The organism is Dyella mobilis, assembly GCF_016904945.1.
GTDB lineage: Bacteria > Pseudomonadota > Gammaproteobacteria > Xanthomonadales > Rhodanobacteraceae > Dyella_B > Dyella_B mobilis.
Genome location: NZ_JADIKF010000007.1, coordinates 1 through 1,007 on the forward strand (window position 1 = coordinate 1; position 1,007 = coordinate 1,007).

Annotated in this window: 1 protein-coding gene; it reads left to right on the forward strand. The window is 61.6% G+C overall.

Annotated features, from left to right (window positions below):
• Positions 1–1,007, forward strand: a 1,007-nt coding sequence (locus ISS99_RS00035) for an amino acid adenylation domain-containing protein (RefSeq protein WP_204629520.1), incomplete at both ends; no start/stop codon positions are given.

Here is a 1,007-nt window from a genome sequence, read left to right on the forward strand (position 1 = left end):
GGGCTGCTGGCCATTCTCAAGGCCGGCGGTGCGTATGTGCCGCTCGATCCGGTCTACTCCTCCGACCGTCTGTCTCTGATCCTGCGCGATGCGCAACCCCGCTTGCTGCTCTGCGATGTCGCCGGGCGACAGGCGCTGGGCGAAGAAGCCCTTGCGTCGCTGCGCGTCATCGATCTCGATGCACCGCGGTGGTCTGCGCAGCCGCACACCAATCCTGTTCTTCCGGCGTTGGCCTCGCATCACCTGGCTTACGTCATCTACACCTCCGGCTCCACCGGCACGCCCAAGGGCGTCATGGTGGAGCACCGTCAATTTACCAATCTCATTGACTGGCACGCGCATCGCTTCGGTCTTCGTCCCGGCGACCGCCATACCTTGATGGCAGGCATGGCGTTTGACGCCAGCGCATGGGAGTTGTGGCCTGCCTTGGCGATGGGTGGCATCTTGCTTGTTCCGCCCAGAACCGTTTCAAAGAACCCTCTTGCTACGTTGCAGTGGTGGAAAGAGCAAGCCGTAGATATCAGCTTCCTGATAACGCCGCTTGCTTTACTCGCTGCATCCAAGGACTTGATACCTTCGACGCTTAAACACTTGTTGATAGGCGGTGAAGACCTGCCTCAAGTACCCGTCTTGCCCAGGCACGACATCGTTCTGGTAAACAACTACGGTCCGACCGAGACGACAGTCGTTGCCACGTCGTGCACATTGATCGCCGGCGAAATGCCGACCATTGGGCGCCCGATCGCCAACACGCGCATCTATCTCCTGGATGCGCATCGTCAACCGGTGCCGCTGGGCGCGGTCGGCGAGCTCTACATCGGCGGTGCCGGCGTCGCTCGCGGGTATCTCAATCGTCCGGAGTTGACGGCCGAGCGCTTCCTGCCCGATCCGTTCAGCCCACACCCCGATGCACGCATGTATCGCAGCGGCGATCTGGCCCGCTATCTGCCCGACGGCAACCTCGTGTTCCTGGGACGCAACGATCACCAGGTCAAGATCCGCGGCTT